The following is a 17304-nucleotide window of genomic DNA, read 5'->3' on the forward strand; positions in this document are numbered from 1 at the left end:
ATGGCGAAAGGATGAACCATCCGCAGAGCCCGTCTGTGGCCAATCATGTCGGTTCTCTGAGTATGGCGCCTATGTGCCTGACATGACTGTAAACAACAAAGGCAACAACCACATTCATGAAAAACACCATTGCGATGCCAAGCATCACAAACTGAAACGGCGGGTAAGGAGAAAGAGGTATGTCCGCATGAGAGTAGATCCTCGGCAGAACAAGGAACATTACCGATAGACCCGTATCTGCAAGGACCCAGAGCCCCAGAAGAGCGGATTTTGCCTTTGATGACAAGGAGTTGACCGCCGAACCTGCAACAAGTCCTGCTGTGAACAGCGAAAGTTCTTCGATCAATCTGAAAAAGGGGAGGGCGCCGGACAGGGCAAATGGTATCGGAAGATGCCAGTAGACGGACACTATACTTACAGGTAGCATTGCCAACCGCGGAATTTTCACCATTCCGTAAGTAATGACAAATCCTGCGATAAACAAAGCATAGTGGGAGAACATGAATACCAGTGCATTCCGGTATTCTGACGACTCGATGTACGGATTGACGAAGGAGACTAGAAGGACAGCAGATATGACAAATCTCGCGATAAAGCTCCTACTCTGCCTTTTCAGCATTCGACGCACGTAACGCACATCACTACTTCAAAAATGTGCCGGATGGTTTCGATTAACATCACAAACACTCACTTTATATCGCCGGAAACAGTTAGAAACTCGAACTGCCTCAGGCCGACAGCCAACAGCACGATCACTGAAACAGGCAGCAGATAATAGAGTACGTTCAGCACATCTACCCACATAGGCACGAGGAGTATTGATGATGCGAGAGGAGTAAAATCGAGAAAGATGCCCGGAAGAGAAATGCAGCATGAGGCACCGCCAATAACTGCAATCAGGGGATACATAACAGAGCCGCCGGCCCTTCTTATGAGACCTGCATAGCGTGACAGCCTTTCGAGATGCACTATAACGAGTACGGCGATTATTATTGCAGAACAGAATGAGAAAAGAGTCAGTTCGATGCCGTAGAAAGGTGGCATAAACATCACAATACTTGGGCTTAGAGTCATTTGTATAAGCGCGTTGAACAGTGTGTGAGGATAAAATGAGCTGCCCAGCTGAATGAAAACAAGCTGACCAACATTGTAGCCGGGCTGCCCGAAGATAGAGACGAGTATCCTCTCCAGGACCAGTCCGTAAATAAGAAGATGTATGACCAGATATGAGGGGAACAAAATCTTCGCCCACAGCCTGTGTCTCAGAATTCCCAGGAACGCAAAGAAAGCATTCCTTAAAACGAGTCCAAAAACCAGTATCAGGACGAGCGCCCAGAAGATAACCGAAATGACAGATGCAAGAATTAACGCCCCAACAGCAGATGAGGAATTGCCTGGAACAATCTGCAGCGTGACTAACCAGTAGGCGAGAACGGAGACAAAGATGAGCGTGACGATTGCAATAAGCCGAGAATAATCGTTCCTGAGAGACTCCCTGATTGCATTCACCGAGTTCAATCACGCTTCCCCCCAATCTTCAGAATGAGACTGTGGCGCTTTTCCGATTGCTTCGATCTGAGCCAGTCCCTGAACCAGTTTCTGACATCGTAGAAGAAGATGTTATCCACTGGGCATGCTGAAGCACATTCACCCACACCTATACACTTATAACTCCTGAATTCGCCCTTGCCGATGAAACTTCCTGGCATGGCTGTGAGACCGACCGGGCAGGCATTTGTACAGTCTTTTGTTTTGCAGTTGACACAGGCAATGGGATCTTTCACTTTGAGTTTCCAGAATCCGAGTCTGCCAACGAACTGATTGAACATACCCCAGTGGCATACGCCGGTGGTGACGCAACCATATGTTCCGAAGTAGGGTATTGAAATAAAAATAACATACCAGAGGAAATTGAAGTAAAAAACGTATATAAAGACAATAGGATCCACTCCAAACAGGCTCACATGAATCACACCGACTGATGTCAGATATGAAAGGAGGACAGCAATGAAAATTGAAGACCAGACGAGTGAAGCGGTAACGACATAAAGTCTGGACATCGTATTTCGCCGCACTTTCTTCGCTATTTTGGAGGATTTGCCGAATTCCTTCATCGAGTCGTAAAACGTTCCCTGGTACATCAGCGCGGCCGTACAGAACAGTGAGCACACCTGCCTTCCACCGAAGAAAAAGGAAAGAATGCCGCTTATCAGATAAGTTCCTGCCATGGCTGCAAGAAGTGCGGGAGCGAATGCTCCAGAGGTACCGACACCCATACTCCACCCGAGGAACGGAATGGTGGACAGCGTGTCTCCGGGTATCAGGAAGAACGGAATGAGGACACTGTACACCGAATAGGCAACGACCACAAGAGCCAGTCTGATCTTTGTCTCAATCTGATGCACCTTCCCTATCTGAAAAATAACAAGCGCCCCCATTTCGGCACCCATCATCACGTAGAACCATACGGAACCGGTGATCAGACCAACGTACTCTATGAAGTCGAAAAGCAGGGCAGGTATTGCCAAAACCATATTATGCCCGATGACGGCAGTGCCTACGTGCGAAAGAAAAACAGAGCCGAAGAACTGGACATCAAGCAGGCCAGCCATGAAGTATTCGCCGGCAAATATCAGGCTGAGCAGAATGAAAGCCCATGAAGGTCGGGTGAGCCATACCATAGCATCTTTCTTTGCAAATGCGTCCGCGTTCAGAATAGCGCCGAAATAAAGTATCATCTCGGCAATAACCGAAAGCGTCAACGGAAACAAGCCGCCTCCTGCAGACCAGTAAAAGAGGGAAGCCATCATAAAAACATAAATGCCAAGCAGAAGCATGATGTAATTCGAAATCGGGATTTTCAGATTGCGATTTTTGTACAGATAATCGAAGAGATAGATGAAAAGGAACAACATTGCGACGCTGCCCGCATACACTCCGAATTTGCTTCCGTGAAACGGTATGAGCGCAGTAGGAAGAAGGAACATAAAGACAGATTGGAACGAAACTATGATCCTCATTTCCATCGGCATCCGCTTCCTGAAGTAGAAGAGTGATGCCAACATCTCGGCAGACATTGTGAACGTGAACCAGTAGGAATTGACGGAAGCATTCAGGACATTGATGATCGTAATCAGTGATATGGAATGAGCCTTCGCAGCGACGGTGCCCGATATCATTGAAAAGGCCCATCCCATTAAAATCTCATTCACAAGAACGAGAGAAATAACGGACATCCTGTACGCCGTCAGGAGTCTTGCTGCAGGACTCGAAAGCGCACCGGCGGTTGTATCCATATTCGCGCCACCTTGCATCGTTATGAAAGAATAAAGGATGGCTCCGATTCCGGCCATCATGACTGTGAAGTTCAGGGCTGCTGAAAATTCAATTGATTCGATAGTCGGATCGTTGACATAAACGGCGATGCTAGCAATCATTGCGGCCATCATGCCTAAAACGAAAAGGACGAAAGAGAAGCCTACGCGCTCCCTCATTCTTGAGGACCATTTCACGCTTATCGCGATGAATAACACCATGAGGGCGGCGATTGGCCACAGAATGATTTCGAACATTATCAGTCCACAATTCAGGCTCATTCAGATAAGCTTACCGCACGTGTGTCGCTCCACAATACACCGAAACCTGCTGCACCGGACTATCCGCAAGTCGTTCGCCATTCGCTGCATCAACACGACTCTCGAGCAGGAAACAGATAGCGGCAATTGTGTGGTGCTCCAATCAATCACACTTTAGCCGGAGATTAAGCGTCTGCGAAAGCATCGTTGCTCCCAATAAAGTTTTTATCCTATATGGCAGTTGAGGAAATTCAACCTTCAAAACAGACGAATGAACCAACTATTACTTCAGGGGTTAAAGGAATTGATGGGACACGGTTATAAGGATGAAGCATCTCCGATGAAGGCTCAGTTGAAGAGATGGCTGTTCACTACAAACCACAAGGACATAGGAATACTGTACCTGTTTACTTCGTTGATCTTCTTCTTCTTCGCGGGCGCCCTGGCGCTTGTGATGAGAACCCAGCTGTATGTGCCCAACAATACGCTTGTTAATGCGTACTACTACAATCAGCTGGTCACTACACACGGGCTGCTGATGGTTTTCTTTTTCATCAGTGCATTTGCTTTTTCTTTTGCCAACTATGTCGTCCCGATTCAGGTTGGCGCAAAAGATATGGCTTTCCCGAGATTGAACGCACTGAGTTACTGGCTCTATTTGTTTGCAGGCATTCTGTTCATAACTGGCTATGCTATGCCTGGAGGCAACATAGCCGGGGGATGGACAATTTACCAGCCGCTCAACCAGATAAGATACTCACCCCAGGCCGGAGAGAATGCGGCCATACTCGCGCTGATAGTTCTTTCTATTTCGGTCATCGTAAGCACGGTAAACTTTGCTGTGACAATCGCACTGAAGAGAGCCAAGGGATATCGCTGGATAGATCTCCCAATGTTTACCATATCCATAATGTTCACAATAATGATGATGTGGATGGCTTTTCCAATCTTCGCCCTAGATCTCGGGCTGCTGTTCATTGGCCGTGTGATCGGCGCTTCCGTGCTGCTGTCGCCAGTCGGCGGAGCTCTCCTGTGGCAGCATTTGTTCTGGTTCTTCGGACATCCGGAAGTCTACATTGTTTTTCTGCCTGCACTGGGTATAATGTATGACGTATCCAGCCTGTTTTCCGGAATGCCAATCTACACCAAGAAACTCATGATAGGTGCATTCGCAATTGAGACACTGATGAGCCTGACGGTGTACATGCACCACATGTTTATGACCGGCACGAATTTGTTCTGGCTGAATTTTGCGAACGTGAATACACTGATAATAGGTATTCCTGCAGGAGTGCTTGTCCTTGGAGAATTGACTACTAAGATTAAGGGCACATTCAGACCGGAGACTCCGGCGCTCTTCACAGTAGGAGGAGTGATAGCATTCATCATAGGAGGTGCCAGCGGAATATTCCTGGCAAACATTGCCCTGGACTCGGGGTTTAACGGGAACTACCCGGTTGTTGGACATTTCCACTATATTTTTGCGGGCACCATACTCTTCGGCATCTACTCGGGCCTGTACTACTGGTTCCCGAAAATGTTTGGCAGGATGTACAGCGAGAAACTGGGAAAGCTTCATTTCGTAGCTTCGTTCGTTGGTCTAAACCTCCTGTACTTCCCGATGCTGGCGCTTATCAACATGCCCAGAAGATACTACACATATCCTGCAGGGCTCGGCTTCACATCACTTAATCAGCTTGCAACCATAGGATCGTATATCTTTGGTTTCGCACAGCTCATTGTCATAATCAACATAATTTACTCCATTAAACGCGGTAAACCTGCGAGCGACAATCCCTGGGGAGGGTGGTCATATGAATGGCTCATACCGACACCGCCGCCGGAGTTCAATTTTGACGGCGTTCCCGTCGTTCAGGGTGACAGGTTGCTCATATTGCCTGAGGTTGCAGGCGCTTCGGAAACTGAGCACCACGGCGGCGGACATCTCAGCCCATGGCCATTCGCTCTTTCCCTCGGCATTTTCGTATCCTTGTTTGGTCTCACATTATATACATATTTCAGCGGGATCTATAACCTGGTTATAGGCCTTGGACTCATGATATTTTCCATTGCTGTTATCGGATGGTTCAACGACGACTATCACGATTATTTCCCCGTAGTGGAAAGGGATGACGACCCTAACAAAGAAACATGGCCCTTCAGGAATATGGACAGCAAGAGACTTGGAATGTGGGTTTTCATCACCGGCGACATGTTTATGTTCTTCGCGATGATCGGTGCTGCATTATTCGTAATCTGGCAATCTCCATACTTCTCCTCACCGTTGCCGAAACCGCTTGTAGACATGACAACACTGGGGGTAAGCATAGTTGTCCTCGGAGGCAGCATCGTGAGCCTTTATGCCGCACACAGGGGGGTCAGAAGTGACAACAAAGATATGACCGTCGGCGGACTCGTGCTCACAATAATATTTGCATTGATATACCTGGGATATACGATGTCAAATTGGAGTCAACTTGCTGCTTCCGGAAATGGCATTTCAAACATAGCAGAGAGTCCGTTGTTGTCGGTATTCTATGATGCAGGAATAGTCCACATGATGCACATCATAGCAGCAATTGCATTGCTAATATACTTCCTTATCAAGGGACTGAACGGTAAACTGACAAGCAAAATGAACTCGCCGAGCATAGCCGCATTGCTCTATTTCTGGGGCCTTATCGCAGTCATGGGAATTCTGCTTAACGGGGCGTTTGCGATGGCGTAAAATGGAGGGATGCAAATGACAGTCCAAGAGACAGATGAAACAATGGGAAACGAAAACGTGGAAAAGGATGCACCGGGTCGCAGATCGTTTGAGATTACCGACAATCTCGTGATTTTGCTGCTGATAGTGTTTACAGTAATAATCGGCGCATGGTGGTTCCTCAACCTGTACATGGGAAGGTGGATTCACTGACAAACTGGAGTGTGAACGAGTCGTGCTGATTTCAAAGTTGATGCTGGCCGCTTCCACCTCCGCGACGTCGGCAGTATGGTGGAGACTTTTCAACATATATCTTGTCCTGTCTATCGTATTCAGCGCATTCTTCATTGCATGGATATTGTATCTGGTAATATCCACCAGGGAAAAGCCAGGCAGGGAAGTGATAAATCACATCAAACCAGGCATAATACCGTCCTCTACGCGCGGCCGGCCAAGAAACGTCGCGTTTCTCGTGCTGTTCCTTGTCGTTGTCTTTTTCGGACTCTACATATACTCGCTACCCGCGACATACTACATCAGACAGGCTCCTTCGAATTCCTCCAACACACTGACGATCGATGTATATGCGGCACAATGGACCTGGACGTTCAGGTATCCAAACGGATACAATGTGACTGGTTCAGCCAACGTCAAGAACTACACCGCCGAATTTCCGGTGAATACCACCATCATATTCAGAGTCACGAGCCTTGACGTTATGCATGAGTTTTCTATTCCTGCATTCAAGGTGAAGGTGGATGCGTTTCCAGGTGTCTGGAATACAATATGGACTAACGTTTATCAGCAGGGAACATACACCGCATTCTGCACCGAACTCTGCGGACTCGGACATGCCGACATGTACGTGCATATGCAATTTGTGAGCGTGTCTACTTACAACGCATGGATAGCCTCCCAGAAATGATCTGCCAACGACACTTCAGACATGGAGCGAACTGATGCGATTGACATGATTGCTGAAAGTCTCAGTCTGACTGCCTTCGGTAAATTGCGTAGGAAACTTCCCCAAGTGTAGCACCGTGAAGGAATGTCTTAATCATCGCCGGAATCAGCCCGGCATCGTTAAGTTCCAACGATGAAAGACTGTCGAGAAGGGATGAGACTGACTTTCGTGATGATCTCCGCGGCGCTATGGACACAGCACTACGTAGAGATGGACCGACCGCTGACTCAGCGATTCTGCGCCCCTCATGAGTCATTTCACTTCCGAGTATGTTGACTCCTACCACATACTTTCTACCTGACATGAGTTTTTCATGCGTTTGAGCTGCCTCTTTCTCGATTTCTGAGCGAACGAAGCCTGAAGAGATAGCGTTCAGCATGCCTCCCATGCCTGAAATGTGTTTGATCAGCGAGTGGGCCTTAGCTTCGAGTTCATCCGTGAGCGATTCCGCGTAATACGAACCTGCCGTGGGATCGATTGTGTCCGCAACGCCGCTCTCCTCGTCGAGTATCCGGTGAAGCATCAGTTCACGCCTGAGCTCGGCTTCATTTGAAGAGGCAGACCGTCCTTTGATATTACTCACGTGTATCGCCTGTGCCCCGCCAAGAACACTGGCGAGCGCCTGCATTGTCGATCTGATGGTATTGATTTCAGGCTCACTGCCTGCTAGGGCAAAATCCGAAGATCTCGCGGTGAATCTGAATCTAGCAAGCGAATCCGATATGCCAGGATATCTTGCCTTGATGATTTTGAACCAGAGTCTGCGTGCCGCCCTGAACTTGGCTATTTCGACAGGCACGTCTGTTCCGACGCCAAGAACAAATGAAATAGTGGAGAGCATCCTTTCCGGCTCAATGCCGTTTTTCTCGGCCGATTCGAGATGAGCAAGAGCCGAAGAGAGAACAAAAGCGATTTCATGCACCACGCTGCCGCCATATTCACGGAGCATATAGCCGCTCACACAAAGTGGGGTGAAGTGAGGGGCATTGTCGAGACAATAATCGATGAGGGCAGCTGACAGTTTCATGGAATCTGCAACAGCGATGTCACTCTTGGTGCCCATCAGCATATCTTCGATTGGATCGTTCTGAATCATTCCGCCGATATTTTCGGGACCGATGTTCTTTGAAGCGCAGGCCGCAAGGTACATTGACATGATCTGCGGCGCGGCGAAATTAACGTGGAAACATGGAGAAATTTCGGTTGGTGAAACAGACGACAGGAGTCGCTTCATATCAGCCAGGGAGGACAGGGAAAGGCCTTCTCCACTATCTTTTCCGCGCCTGGATTTCACCGGATCCAGGCCCATATTCGATCTTGCATCCAAAATCAGGCCGAAACCATTGATACCGTTGGCGAGAAGATATCGGATCCTGCTGTTTACTGCAGTGGGTGCCGACAGACCAAGGCATTGTGTTATCTGCCACCTTCCTTTCCTGTACATAGCGGCATCTATGCCGCGTGTGAACGGTTCCAGGCCGGGAAAAGATAAATCACGAAGGTAACGTTCGCCGGGAAAATCTTCCGCAGTGTAGAACAGCTTTCCATCTGCCGGGAAACTTGAAGGCAACCTATCCTGCGCCATATCGCCTTGTCTGCCCGTTCTCCGTTTGCCCGCCACTCTTATCGACACATCATGCATGAATGATATGAAATAGTTTTCAACAGGATTGAGCCTCTGCGTGTGGGCATACAGAGAAAACGTCAGGTGGAAGTGTGCCCTTTGAAGGAGATGCGAATGAGCGCGGTCAACGCAAAGCCGCAAAGGGCAACTTCGGTTACAGATGCAGACATGCGAGGGCTCGGATTTGAACCGAGGAACTCCTTCGAGAACAGATCTTGAGTCTGCCGCCTTTGGCCATACTTGGCTACCCTCGCGCCCTACCCCCTACACACTTCGTATTTTTAAGGATCGCAGGGGATGTTGATGTCTGAAGCATGAGCCATTAATGCTGTAACCTTTTTTGACGCTGGTTAACCAGTCTGACTTTGACCTTTCCGCGCAGCCCGGCATCAAGCATTATCATTTCCCTGTTTCTGTACGCGGACTCGTAAAGTGATTTGTCGATATACACGTCCGTTTTATCAGGGAAACTGACATGCATTACCTCGCCGGGAGGTACTTTTCCCGTTACGAAGTCTGCGACCGGTTTCTGCAGCATCTGGCACCAGTCGTCTCTGCACGGACCCTGCACCATAATGACTTTCACATGCAGCGTAACAGGCTCTCCAAACTTCCTGACCATAAGCTCTGTTAGCTTCCTGTCAATCTTCACGATATGACGGCCCTCTGCCAGTTCCTTCACACCGGTCCTCCTGCACCATGCAGAACTGCAGGCGCATAGCTGAATCTGTTGAGCAGAAGCGAATTCGTAACGACTGTTGTGCTGCTGAAAGCCATAGCGATGGCTGCCAATATGGGCATAACGCCATATATGCCGAGGCCCAGAAGAGGGACCAGCGCTCCGGCCGCCACCGGAATCAATATTGCATTGTAGGCAAAAGCCCAGAAAAGGTTCTGCTTTATTTTTGCAAACGTTCTTCGGCCAAGACTCAGTGCAACGGCGATGTCATCCGGATTCGCATTCATCAGGACTACGTTGCCAGCCGATTTAGCTATATCAGTTCCGCTTCCGACAGCCATACCCACGTCCGATGAAGCGAGAGAAGGTGCATCATTTATGCCGTCTCCGACCATAGCCACAACATGACCCTTGCCTTGAAGTTCCCGGATAATCTTCTCCTTTCCTTCTGGTCTGACATCTGCATAAAAGTCAGATATGCCGATTTTGTTCGCAATGCTTGCGGCAGCTCTGCTGTTATCGCCGGTAATCATGATCAGTTTAATACCCATACTGGAAAGGGAAGCCTGCAATCCGCTGGAACCTTCGCGGACAATGTCCTGAAACGACGCCAGACCGATGATCCTGTTCTCAAGTCCGGTAAGAACAACTGTTCTTGTCTTCTCCTCTTCCTCGATAATGTCCCGGCGCGCCGCTTCGATGTCTTCCTCACTGACCGACTGTGATCTGGCCATATCGATATTTCCGGCCCAGTACGTCTTGCCGGCCACTTTGGCGTGAATGCCCAGTCCTGGTTGTGCCTCGAATTCTGTAACCTGACCTGGACGTATACCAGAAACTTGCGCGTATTCCATCACGGCTTTTGCCACAGGATGCTCGGAGTGTGCCTCAATCGATGCCAGAATACTTACGATTTCATCCTTGGTAAAATCTGCGTATGATCTGATATTCGACAGTTCAAAACGTCCCTCGGTCAGCGTTCCGGTCTTGTCGACTACGACAACATCCACTTTGCTCGCCATTTCAATAGAGTCTCCGCCCTTGAACAATATGCCCAATTTCGCACCTTTCCCAGCGCCGACCATCAATGCAGCCGGAGTCGCGATACCGAGAGAGCACGGGCAGGCCACGACAATTACTGAAACAAAGGCGAGTATTGCAATGGTGGTGCCCGCATTCGCAACGAAGTACCAGAACAAAGACGAAATAAGTGCTGAACTCACTACTATTGGGACAAAATAGGATGAGATTCTGTCGGCAAGCCGCTGAACGGATGCTTTTCCCTCCCTAGCCTGCGTTACCAAATCGATTATTTGCGAAAGTGCGCTGTCAGAGCCAACAGTTGTTGCCCTGATGACAAATGTTCCTGTTGTGTTAAGTGTCCCGCCAACGACGTCGTTCCCGATGCTCTTCAACACGGGGATGGACTCACCAGTGACAATTGACTGATCCACTTCACTGACGCCTTCCACAACGACGCCATCTACGGGAATGATTTCACCCGGCCGCACGCGTATCATGTCGCCTGTCTGAACCTCCTCAACAGGTGTCGACACCTCCGCTCCATTCCGGAGAACATTCGCGCTCGTTGGCTGTATGTCCATCAGGCGCCTCGCCGCTTCGGAGGCTCTTCCCTTCATCATCTCCTCCATGAGGTTCCCCGTGAGTATGAGTGCGATTATGAGCGAAGATGCGTCAAAATAAACACCGGCCGTGCCTGACAGTGGATTCTGAAAAACAATAGCAGCACTGTATACAAACGCAGTTGTCGTGCCAACTGCAATCAGCGTATCCATGTTTGTTGACCTGCTCCTGATACCGTCAATAAGACCACAATAGAATCTCAACCCCGGCCAGAACTGAACGATGCCGGCGAGCACCAGAAGGACGAGATAATCGCCGTAGAAATGAACAAAATATGTGATGATAAAGACAGGGATGCCGAGCGACCAGCTAACAGCCGTCTTCACTTTATTCCTGTGCCATGATTTCAAAGGAGCGTCGAATTGCTCCTTGCACGATGAAGCGCAGAAATAATAAGTTTTTCCGCCGACTATGCTGGTGAGCGTGACCGTCTTCTCATCCACGTACATGCCGCAGATCGGATCCTTGGCCATGCTCAGTCCTTCGGTCGTTCAATTTCTGACATATCTTGCGGGATTGGCATCGAATGACTTCTTGCATGCGGCGCAGCAGAAATAGTATTGGGTGCCCTTGTGTTCTGACCTGAATTTCGCATTCTTTTCATCGACACTCATCCTGCAGACAACATCAACAGCCAAAGTATTCACCTTTGAGGTTAACATACTTGCATAATGTATTAGACATTTTTCGTCCACCCTCGTCCGCCGACTTGAAACGTTCAGATCGGTGGCGAGCATAGCGCCCGGTGACAACCAGCGTCTATGCAACTGTGGAACCCGTCCGTGACATACATGGTCACGGAAAAATGCGGCAACTGCTGTTGCTTGAGACACAAATCTGCAGATCGTAAAGTACGTACTGATGACATCTGGTCAGGACGTCCGAGAGCGCAGGCCGACAAGATTAAAGTAGTTGTTTCAGAGTATCAAAAATATGAAGGAAGTGCTGGCGTTGGATTTTGGCATCGGAGAGGAGCTTCAAATGGTGGAGCAGACGCTCAAAGAGAGCGTGAAATCCGACAGCGCCACGCTGACAGAGATTGCCATGCATGTAATAGATGCCGGCGGGAAGAGGATCAGGCCGGCAATTTGCATACTTTCATACAAGGCCGTGGGCGGATCACCGAACGAAATAGGCAGTGCGATTGATGCAGCGGTTGCGGTTGAACTGATTCACAGTGCAACGTTGATTCACGACGACATAACCGATGAGGGCGAGAAGAGACGGGGCAGAGTGACTGCCTACAGGAAATATGGCGTACACAATGCGCTTGTTGCCGGAGATTTCATGTTTGTCCAAGGATTCAAATACGGCAGATTTCTGAGTCCTGAAGCCATAAGAATTGCCGCAGAGGCGTACGAGAGACTGGCAGAAGGCGAAATGCTGCAGGAACAATGGAAAAACGATTCTTCGATTCCGATGAACGAGTATATCAAAATCGTGAATGGGAAAACTGCTTCAGTTTTTTCTGCCAGCGCGCAACTCGGTGCATATCATGGAGGAGGATCGGATGAGGAGATTGAACTCATAGGTGAATACGGCACCGATGTCGGTATAGCATTTCAGATTGTTGACGACGTCCTTGACATAGTTTCGGATGAAAATACACTCGGCAAGAGTGTTGGAAATGATATTAGAGAAGGCAATATGACGCTTCCCCTGATATTCGCCATGAACAACGGCGTGGACAAGAAACTGCTTGAGAGCGTCATAAGCAGGAAGAAGAAGGCAAAGGCTATGATCGGGAATGCCATTGAGATGATCAGGCACAGCGGCTGCATAGATGAGTCCATGAAAGTGGCCGAAGGGTATATCAGGAAGGCTGTTGCAAATGCCAGGAAATTAAAATCTTCGCCTTATCGCGAAGAACTGATTCAACTCCCTCAATCCGTGCTTGCAAGAACCAGGTAGGCGGTTACATGACATTGCACCCAGACGGCAAATGGAGCCGTTCATCGTCCATGTTACCGCGACCGGCAGGAGATTCGTATCCATGAAAAGATATGACGTTATTGTAGTCGGAGCTGGCCCGGGGGGGAGCTCTACCGCAGAATACGCTGCAAGGGCCGGGCTCAGTGTCCTTTTCATCGACAGCAGAAAGGAAATAGGATGGCCTGTTCAATGCGGAGAATTCATGCCAAAGACGGACGAAGTTACCCGTCTCTTTCCTGAAGTGGAATCACCAGGAGAACTGTTCGATGTGCCGGCCAATCTTGTTTCGAAGCCCACGAAGATCATCAGAATGGTGTCACCGAGCATGAGGGAATACGACATAAATTTCTCTGGATATTCGACAGAGAGAAGAGAATTCGACAAATATCTGGCAGGCAAGGCGGTCAGGGCCGGCGCGGAACTTATGACCGATACGAAATTCACAGGCAGGGAGGGGAGAAACACCGTGGTCACGACGAAGGGCAAATTTGAGGCGGAAATTATCGTCGGGGCGGACGGCCCTTTCTCGTCTGTCAGAAAGTCTGTTGGCGGACATACGCCCTCACTGCTCTATCCGGCCATGTCGACAACTATGGATGGAGAATTCGGCGATGTCATCTACATGTATTTCGGAAATGTGGCGCCTGCGGGCTACGGGTGGATCATACCCAAAAGCGGAGGAGCCAACGTGGGGCTCGGTGCAGATCCAAATCTAGCGGATAAGAAGGTGGGTTTCTACGCCCGCGATTTCATAGCCCAGGTTGGGCGTAAATTCAACACGAAACCGAGACAAATTGTTGCCGGCGGATGGGTGCCCATGTCCGGACCTATCGACAGGACGGTGTACGACAACGTGCTGCTTGTGGGTGACGCAGCGGGCCATGTGATGGCTACCAACGGCGGCGGCATATGCATAGCGATGATTTGCGGCAGAATCGCCGGAAGAGCCATTGGCGAACATCTGAACAGTCACAGGCCGCTGGACGACTACGAAGAACAGTGGAGAAAGGCCGTGGGAAAGGATCTTGAAACGGCCAGAAAGATGATGAGTTACGCATACTTCACATTCAGCAACGACTGGCTGCTATCAATACTATTCAGAATAGCAGGAGCGGGCGGATTAAGCAAGGTGATCAAGTGCAAATCCGTATTTTCCCTGAAAAACTGGAACTGAGCCTTTGGAATGAAAATAGACTGAAAGTGTTTGGTTAAATTGTTTGGACCTGCCGCGTGTCTATTCAGGAGTGCTCTGCGCCGCATAATCTCCGGAAGCATCCTCGAGCGTCATCTGTTTTGTCTCCTTGATGAAGACCAGCGTCACTATTGTGCCGGCAATTGCGACAGCCGACAGGAACAGCATCATACCGGAATCATGCCACAGAACGGTCAGTGTTCCAAATACGAGCGTGCTGAGCGATGCTCCGAGTTTGCCCGCACCCGCGGCTATACCATGTCCAGTGCCCCTGTACTGTGTCGGGAATGATTCGGCAGGCAGCACGAACGTCGTTGTATTGGGTCCTATGTTTCCGAACAGGAAGGTAAGACCGTAGATGAGGACAAACGGCATGCCGAGCGATATCAGCGACGGATCAAATCCGAGGACGCCGAATGCCACAGCCATGACTGCAAAACCGACTGTCTGAAGGGTCTTGCGACCCAGCCTGTCAATTGTTGCAACAGCTATCCAGTAGCCAGGTATGGTGAAGATGATGTCCACCGCAGCTGTATACTCCTCTGCTATCAGAAGATGCTGCACAGGTGTCAGGCCCGGCGAGTACAGAAGACTGAGCGAAGAGAGCAGCGTTGGCGTGTAGATTGATGTGCCGTAGAAAGACACATCGAAGAGGAACCAGCTGAATGCAGTGCCGATTATGAGCGGAAAGTAGGTGGACAGGAAGTTGAGGTAGCTGCCTTTCCTGACTTTCACTTCCCCTTTTATGTCGGAATTCTGGCCGGTCAGTGAGGATATGACCTTTGCTGTCTCCTCTTTATTTCCCTGGACGTGGTATGTGAATCTCGGTGTTTCTGGCATCTTCCTTCTGTAATAATACACAGATATAGCAGGTATGGCACCGGCTACGAGCAGGAGCCGCCAGACCAGGTCGAGAGAGTTAGGCATTGCAGCTAGGAGACCTATGCCGAGCACTATGCCGGCAAGGAGGCCGAAACCCTGCATTGCAAATACAGTTCCGACCAGTCTTCCCCTGTTCTTCACATTGGCATATTCGCTCATTATTGTCGCGCTCATCGGATAGTCGCCGCCGATGCCGATACCCAGAGCAAATCTGAAAAACACGAGGGAAGCGAAGCTCCATGAAAGGCCCGATGCAATTGCGCCGAAAACCAGTATTAGCATTTCAATGCCGTAGATCTTTTTCCTTCCGAATTTGTCACCAAGGCGCCCGAATATAAACGGGCCCACGGCCGCGCCAAATATTGCCGAAGCACTTATCAGTTCTATACCTGAAACGACTGCCGTTTTCCCGCCCAGCGGGAAGGAGAACACAGAGTGAGGTATTGCAAACGGCGTGTAGAATGCAAACATGGCCGCGAGTATACCTATTACAAAGAGGTCGTACGCGTCCGTGAAAAACCCCATTCCTGCGATCAAAATCGTCTTCAGATGATAGCCCTTTACTTTGGAATCATCCATAGATCTGAAGGGACTCGCACCGGCAGATGTCGTCGAAGTGCCAGCATCCCTTCCTGAGTCTGAGTTTGTTTTTGTACCCATATTCATCTCAGAGCGAAACTAAGTGAACGGAGTAGAATAGCTGATCGGACGTAGACTAAATAAGTCTAAAGTGTCTATAGTCACTATATAGACGGCGAAATATGCACCTGAGCGAGCGAAACACTCAGCAGTTTCGACGATGCATGGTTGAGCCTGAACTGTTCAATCGCAGACTACCGGGTCACCGATATCCTGACTTTGCCGAATCTCCCGCCTTCCGAGTGTCTGCGTACAGCAGCCGGCACATCTTCTAACCCGAAGTCGGAATCAACAGGTATTGTCAGTTTGCCGGCAGCAGCGGCTTCGAGAGCTTCGGCTAGATCGCCTCTCGACCCGGTAGTGCTGCCAATCAGTTCAATCTGTCTCGAGTAAAGCCTCAATATACTCAATTCGGATGTTGCACCGGTAAGTGAGCCGCATGTGACGTATCTTCCGCCCGGCGCCAGGGCCATGAAACTCTGCTGAAAGGTCGACTGACCCAGTGGATCGACGACAATGTCTGCGCCCTCTCTTCCTGCGAACTCCTGCAATGCGAGACTGAACTCTTTCATATCCGCGAGCGAAACGGCATCCGCTCCCATTCGTTTGAGTTTCTGCATATGTGCAGGAATGGAAGACACTGCGAGAACACTGACACCGTGCATCTTCAGTATCTGCATCGCCGAAATGCCGATACCGCCGGCGGAACCCATGACAATTGCCTTTTCTCCTGGCGCGGCCCTGGCCCGTTTTATCATATGCCATGCAGTCATGCCGCTGAGCGGTATGCCGAAAGCTTCGTCGAATGAGATTCCGCCTGGAATGGGGACTGTGTTTCTGGCAGGTATCATCGCCATTTCCGCCCAGCCTCCGTCCATGGATAACGGTAGCATATTAGTTGACAGATCCACGGGAGCTCTTGACGGTTCCCAGCCGCTCAGGCACGTGCTTTCCTGACCCGAAGTGCAATAACGGCATACGCCGCAGAACATCTTTGGAAAGACAGCGACTCTGTCGCCCTGCCTGACGTCTTCCACATCAGACGACACTTCTTCGACAGTTCCGACATATTCCGAGCCAGGCGTCCTCGGCAGCTGTACCCATGGGAAACGCCCCCCGATTGTCATCCTGTCGATGTGATTGACAGATGTCCTTGAGACACGAATGTGGACGAAACCACTCTTCAGTCGGGGCTCTGTAACATCGCGCAGATTGAATTCGCCGGTGCCGTCAAATTTTGTGATCTGCCATGATTTCATGATTACACACCATGTCGGAGTCGCCGCCTGTAATAATAACAGCCGATTAATGGCTTAACCATCCATTCGGCAATAGCACAGCAGGTGGGCGGCACGAGCGTTATCCTGCTCAGAAATTTACATATAATCGTATGACGATGTGTCAGACAGGATGGGATGCTTTTGAAATCGCTTTCACAATGTGCGGTGTGCGCTGAAGAGGACACA

14 protein-coding genes and 1 tRNA gene are annotated in these 17304 nt (G+C 49.7%); 5 read left to right on the forward strand and 10 right to left on the reverse strand.

The features are described from left to right. Positions 1-43 precede the first annotated feature (43 nt). From KIS30_03575 to KIS30_03585, 3 genes are all read right to left on the reverse strand, one after another. Positions 44-619, reverse strand: coding sequence for a DUF1404 domain-containing protein (locus KIS30_03575; GenBank protein MBX8645824.1), 576 nt, complete (start codon positions 617-619; stop codon positions 44-46). Between the two features lie 68 nt (positions 620-687). Then, a complete protein-coding gene (locus tag KIS30_03580; protein MBX8645825.1) occupies positions 688-1518 on the reverse strand; it encodes a hypothetical protein in 831 nt (276 codons plus the stop codon). Next, entirely contained in the window at positions 1515-3572 is a 2058-nt protein-coding gene (locus KIS30_03585) for a 4Fe-4S dicluster domain-containing protein (protein ID MBX8645826.1), read from the reverse strand. Before KIS30_03585 ends, KIS30_03580 begins: the two co-directional genes overlap by 4 nt. A 310-nt stretch (positions 3573-3882) precedes the next feature. Between KIS30_03585 and KIS30_03590 the strand changes: the two genes are divergently transcribed. Genes KIS30_03590 through KIS30_03600 form a run of 3 tightly spaced genes read left to right on the forward strand, consistent with a single transcriptional unit; the run spans position 3883 to position 7207 of the window. After that, positions 3883-6303 carry a cbb3-type cytochrome c oxidase subunit I gene (locus tag KIS30_03590; protein MBX8645827.1) on the forward strand — a complete coding sequence of 807 codons (2421 nt, stop codon included), beginning with the start codon at positions 3883-3885 and terminating at the stop codon, positions 6301-6303. A gap of 15 nt (positions 6304-6318) precedes the next feature. Then, the gene (locus KIS30_03595) at positions 6319-6495 is read left to right on the forward strand and encodes a hypothetical protein (GenBank protein ID MBX8645828.1); all 177 of its coding nucleotides are present in this window, start codon (positions 6319-6321) and stop codon (positions 6493-6495) included. 22 nt (positions 6496-6517) lie between these two features. Continuing rightward, positions 6518-7207 carry a hypothetical protein gene (locus KIS30_03600; protein ID MBX8645829.1) on the forward strand — a complete coding sequence of 230 codons (690 nt, stop codon included), beginning with the start codon at positions 6518-6520 and terminating at the stop codon, positions 7205-7207. A 61-nt stretch (positions 7208-7268) separates the two neighbouring features. Here the strand turns inward: KIS30_03600 and KIS30_03605 are convergent, their stop codons facing one another. The 5 genes from KIS30_03605 to KIS30_03625 all read right to left on the reverse strand — a co-directional run bounded on the left by KIS30_03605 (position 7269) and on the right by KIS30_03625 (position 11831). Beyond that, positions 7269-8831 (reverse strand): hypothetical protein, encoded by a 1563-nt coding sequence (locus KIS30_03605; GenBank protein ID MBX8645830.1) that lies wholly within the window; start codon positions 8829-8831, stop codon positions 7269-7271. A gap of 208 nt (positions 8832-9039) precedes the next feature. Further along, positions 9040-9124, reverse strand: a tRNA-Leu gene (locus KIS30_03610). 68 nt (positions 9125-9192) lie between these two features. Beyond that, positions 9193-9552 (reverse strand): hypothetical protein, encoded by a 360-nt coding sequence (locus KIS30_03615; GenBank protein MBX8645831.1) that lies wholly within the window; start codon positions 9550-9552, stop codon positions 9193-9195. Next, positions 9549-11666 carry a heavy metal translocating P-type ATPase gene (locus tag KIS30_03620; protein MBX8645832.1) on the reverse strand — a complete coding sequence of 706 codons (2118 nt, stop codon included), beginning with the start codon at positions 11664-11666 and terminating at the stop codon, positions 9549-9551. The genes KIS30_03615 and KIS30_03620 overlap by 4 nt, the downstream gene beginning before the upstream one ends. A gap of 18 nt (positions 11667-11684) precedes the next feature. After that, a complete protein-coding gene (locus KIS30_03625) occupies positions 11685-11831 on the reverse strand; it encodes a YHS domain-containing protein (protein ID MBX8645833.1) in 147 nt (48 codons plus the stop codon). Positions 11832-12126: 295 nt separating this feature from the next. Between KIS30_03625 and KIS30_03630 the strand changes: the two genes are divergently transcribed. Both KIS30_03630 and KIS30_03635 read left to right on the forward strand, forming a co-directional pair. Further along, a complete protein-coding gene (locus KIS30_03630) occupies positions 12127-13104 on the forward strand; it encodes a polyprenyl synthetase family protein (protein ID MBX8645834.1) in 978 nt (325 codons plus the stop codon). A gap of 82 nt (positions 13105-13186) precedes the next feature. Next, entirely contained in the window at positions 13187-14299 is a 1113-nt protein-coding gene (locus tag KIS30_03635) for an NAD(P)/FAD-dependent oxidoreductase (GenBank protein MBX8645835.1), read from the forward strand. 60 nt (positions 14300-14359) lie between these two features. Here KIS30_03635 and KIS30_03640 read toward each other — a convergent pair whose 3' ends face one another. Further along, positions 14360-15859 carry an MFS transporter gene (locus KIS30_03640; protein MBX8645836.1) on the reverse strand — a complete coding sequence of 500 codons (1500 nt, stop codon included), beginning with the start codon at positions 15857-15859 and terminating at the stop codon, positions 14360-14362. A gap of 173 nt (positions 15860-16032) precedes the next feature. Then, positions 16033-17097, reverse strand: coding sequence for a zinc-binding dehydrogenase (locus KIS30_03645; GenBank protein ID MBX8645837.1), 1065 nt, complete (start codon positions 17095-17097; stop codon positions 16033-16035). Between the last annotated feature and the right edge of the window lie 207 nt (positions 17098-17304).

The sequence above is a fragment of the Candidatus Sysuiplasma acidicola genome, from assembly GCA_019721035.1.
Taxonomy (GTDB): Archaea; Thermoplasmatota; Thermoplasmata; order Sysuiplasmatales; family Sysuiplasmataceae; genus Sysuiplasma; species Sysuiplasma acidicola.